The 3,418-nt window shown below is 40.3% G+C and carries 6 protein-coding genes; 5 read left to right on the forward strand and 1 reads right to left on the reverse strand.

All coding sequences use genetic code 11. The features are described from left to right. Positions 1-244 precede the first annotated feature (244 nt). Genes QZ265_RS07765 through QZ265_RS07785 form a run of 5 tightly spaced genes read left to right on the forward strand, consistent with a single transcriptional unit; the run spans position 245 to position 2,990 of the window. Entirely contained in the window at positions 245-637 is a 393-nt protein-coding gene (locus QZ265_RS07765; RefSeq protein ID WP_296405022.1) for a hypothetical protein, read from the forward strand. An 8-nt stretch (positions 638-645) separates the two neighbouring features. Beyond that, positions 646-1,497: a hypothetical protein gene (locus QZ265_RS07770; RefSeq protein WP_296405024.1), complete on the forward strand. Its 852-nt coding sequence runs from the start codon at positions 646-648 to the stop codon at positions 1,495-1,497. A gap of 2 nt (positions 1,498-1,499) precedes the next feature. Continuing rightward, on the forward strand, positions 1,500-2,237 hold the full coding sequence (locus tag QZ265_RS07775) for a hypothetical protein (protein ID WP_296405027.1): 738 nt from the start codon (positions 1,500-1,502) through the stop codon (positions 2,235-2,237). After that, positions 2,206-2,436 (forward strand): hypothetical protein, encoded by a 231-nt coding sequence (locus QZ265_RS07780; RefSeq protein ID WP_296405029.1) that lies wholly within the window; start codon positions 2,206-2,208, stop codon positions 2,434-2,436. The genes QZ265_RS07775 and QZ265_RS07780 overlap by 32 nt, the downstream gene beginning before the upstream one ends. A 32-nt stretch (positions 2,437-2,468) precedes the next feature. After that, positions 2,469-2,990, forward strand: a complete 522-nt coding sequence (locus QZ265_RS07785; protein WP_296405031.1) for a hypothetical protein — start codon at positions 2,469-2,471, stop codon at positions 2,988-2,990. A 181-nt stretch (positions 2,991-3,171) separates the two neighbouring features. Here the strand turns inward: QZ265_RS07785 and QZ265_RS07790 are convergent. Next, a partial coding sequence (locus QZ265_RS07790) for a hypothetical protein (protein ID WP_296405033.1) occupies positions 3,172-3,418 on the reverse strand: 247 nt, incomplete at its 5' end.

The following is a 3,418-nucleotide window of genomic DNA, read 5'->3' on the forward strand; positions in this document are numbered from 1 at the left end:
CCAAGATGATATCGCTTATCTAAATTCAATCATTGATGGCACTGTGGGCCCAGATGACGTCGATATGGATAAGGTTATTGCAATTGGTGAAAAAGATGAAAACGATCCCTTGTTTATACAAGCACTTGATATTGTGTTAAACGCAGTTGATAAAGAATCTGCCAATATTTAAGGACTCTTTGATGCCGTTAATTATGCGAATGGAATAGTACAACGCCACTATAACAATAATGAGACTTTAGATATGTTCGATTCAATGTTAACCCCACTTGAAAAAGCTAAGAAAATCAGAGAGTTAAAATCCGCGATTCTTGAAGCCAAAAGCGCAACAGGATTATCTAAAGCGCGCGCGATTAAAGCAATCTTAGATTTAAGACAGCAATTAGGCCTTAAATCATCTTCGCCTACCAATGATCAAAATGATTTGGCTGGCAAGGTGGCGGCATTTAAAAAAGAAGCCGATCAGCTTACCAATGAGCCTTTTAACTTCGATCTCGATGGTTATCGTCAATTGCGTGATGAGGTTGATGCAGCCAATCAAGATAGTCTGATTAACACAATGGATAGTATCTTAGAGAGCTACAAACAGTCATTAATCAGCATGGCTATCGACACCTTGAAACAAAAAGCAGCTTAGGGGCCATCATGCCAGCACAAAACAACACTGCAAAAGAGCCGGATAACACAAAAGCGCCGCGTAAAGGCGCGCTTTTTGGTAGTGGTTTAAATTGGTTTGAAAAAAAAACCAACATACGCCTAATTGCTATCATCAAGCCGGTTATTGAGCAAGATGATAAAGCCGGACAAGGCCAGCAAGTGTATATTGCTGACCCTGAAGCGGATGGCATAGCGGCGGTATTTGAGGATGCAGAATTTACTTTAGAGGCACAATACAGCACCCCATTTGAAAACTCGAATCCTGAAGGGCGTATGCCAAACGCGATGGGTATGATTCAGTCCGGCCAATTACCGGCAACCATGTATAGTCTTTTTGGCCTTGATAGTGAATCCGCTGATCCTAACTCCATACAGGGCGTAGCTGGTCAAGCAGCTGAAGCTTTAGAAGGATTAAAAAATAGGTCTAACTTCACAAAAATTAATAGCCGGCAAATTTACACGTCCTCAAGTTCGGTAAGAATTACCGGTACGTTGGTTTTTCAAGCGTGGGCCAATGCGCATACAGAAGTAGAGGCAGCATTAAGGCTATTACAGCAATATGTTTTACCTAAAAAATTATCGGATACATCCCTTGTGGTTAACGTTGCAGACAGCGGCGCTGAGGGTTTATTCCCATCAATCATACCACCACTGGTACAACTGCAATACGGCGGCTATATCTATAAACCCTTGTTTATTGAGAGTTTATCAGCACCGATGACAGCGCCGATGACTAAAAATGGCGATAGGATAGCAGTTCGCGCCCAGGTCACGCTTTTATCATTAACAGCTTGGGATCAAAGCGATTTACTTAAACTTAAAACACCTAAAAAGGCCTAGTGATGAATAATCTTACCGCATTAAATTTACAGCTTTTAAAACAAAAGGTGCCAATGCTTGATTTGACCATTGAGCAAGCTATGAGCATTGCCAAAATACCAGAGCGCTTTAATGAGAAGCGAATCAGCGCGCTTATTACTTATACAACCGGCGATAGCGCATTGGCCGATACGTTGACAATGCAAGAGCGATACTATGTTTTACTGAATCAACAGGCTTTGTCTCATAACAAGTACGCCTTAGAAGATGATTTTAGCGATTACTATATTGACACTATCGAATCAGAAGTACCTGATGAATACTTTGATAAAGATATCGGTATAGGGGTGCAGCATATCAGAGGCGGTCATATATGCCTTCTTGAAACCATTTGCGAAGATTTATTTGATTGGACTTGTGGTCTTATGGCTTGTCAATTGTATGGCGATCTTAGTGCCTTATTAGGCGGCGAGGGTATTGTTTGGGATCAGCTTGATGCGCAAATGCCTAGCAATGAATTAAACCAACATGTGCAATCTAGGGTAAGACTTATAGGCCAATTAAACGAGCTTGCATTTAACAACCTATCTGAAACCTTCGATTATCTTGTTGCGCCACTGACACACTACCTTGAAACCAGTATCGATAATAACGGCATTACAGTGTTAAAGGAGGTGAATGGCGATTACCAGCCAGCGCGATTTCCGGCCCTTTCCCATCTACAAGGACATGCAAAACAGCTTGCAAGATATATTGCTTAGCGATCTTGTGATGATTATGGAACACGGTCAAATGAGCATGTTAGATGGCCTTAAAATGAGTCTTAATTTCATAGAGATTTACGATAGATCGCAGGCGTTTGAATATAGAGCTAAGATTTTAGAGCGCGATACACTGGCTTTAACTGGCTTATACAAGCGCTTCGACGCCGTAATTAAAATATTAGCTGCAAGGCGATAGAGCGATAGCCTTACCAGCTAACAGGAGTGGATATGCAACACAAGATTGAAGCTGCAAAAATGACTGTGGGGCTTATCATAGGTTCCTCGGTTAGCATGTTAAGCGCATCCGGTAGTGCAATTGCTTTAACTGAGCAGTTAAACGCGCCGCATAAGTTCTTATATTTAAATTTACCAATGTGGATGTTTTTTTCAGCTATTTTTGCACTAAGCATTATTGGCTCAGTAGCATCCTTATTTACTGATATTTATAAAGATAACGGTTTTAAGACACTGCCAATAAGTCATCAAATACTGCATTTTATTGGCGGTTTTTTAAGTGGCATTATTGGCGCTTTTGTATTGTTGCCGGCATTTACGCAAACACAATCACCACCATTAGAGATTATGATGGTAACGGCTTTAGCATTGTCATCAAGCGGTGTCGTTTTACTTAACAACTGGGGTGAATTAAAAAGGGATGAGAAATTACAGCAGTCAGTACGACAGCTAATCATTAGCCGCATTACCTGGTTTGTTGATATTTTTACAAACAATAAAGGGGGTGACAAGTGAATCTACTTAGTTATTTTAATTGGCAGGGTGTGAACTTAATAACGCCCTATATTGGCTTATTTATGTGCGGTTATATGATGTTAAGTGCTAGACATTGTACGCAAAGAATTACCACATCAACATTTATCATCGTTCTTGTCTTTATCTGGCTAAATTTAATGTGGGCTGATATTGGTCATACTCATTTTGTACCCACTAGACAAACTATGACGGCAAGACTGTTATTGCTGTTAGCAATGTTGCTATTTATGGCTGAATTATACACAACAACAAAAATAATTCGAGCTTTAGGCCATGAAGAAAGTTTTTTGAAAAAACCCAATCTATTTAAGAGGATAAAGAAATGACAACAGTTACTATTACAGCTGGTCATGGCGCAGGCGATTCTGGCGCAGTCAATGGCCAAATCACTGAAGCCGAAATTGCGA

The organism is Psychrobacter sp., from assembly GCF_018260395.1.
Taxonomy (GTDB): domain Bacteria; phylum Pseudomonadota; class Gammaproteobacteria; order Pseudomonadales; family Moraxellaceae; genus Psychrobacter.

Bases quoted from the DNA above. Each gene is read 5' to 3' on its own strand.
- QZ265_RS07765 (WP_296405022.1), top strand. From the start codon at position 245: ATGTTCGATTCAATGTTAACCCCACTTGAAAAAGCTAAGAAAATCAGA.
- QZ265_RS07770 (WP_296405024.1), top strand. From the start codon at position 646: ATGCCAGCACAAAACAACACTGCAAAAGAGCCGGATAACACAAAAGCG.
- QZ265_RS07775 (WP_296405027.1), top strand. From the start codon at position 1,500: ATGAATAATCTTACCGCATTAAATTTACAGCTTTTAAAACAAAAGGTG.
- QZ265_RS07780 (WP_296405029.1), top strand. From the start codon at position 2,206: ATGCAAAACAGCTTGCAAGATATATTGCTTAGCGATCTTGTGATGATT.
- QZ265_RS07785 (WP_296405031.1), top strand. From the start codon at position 2,469: ATGCAACACAAGATTGAAGCTGCAAAAATGACTGTGGGGCTTATCATA.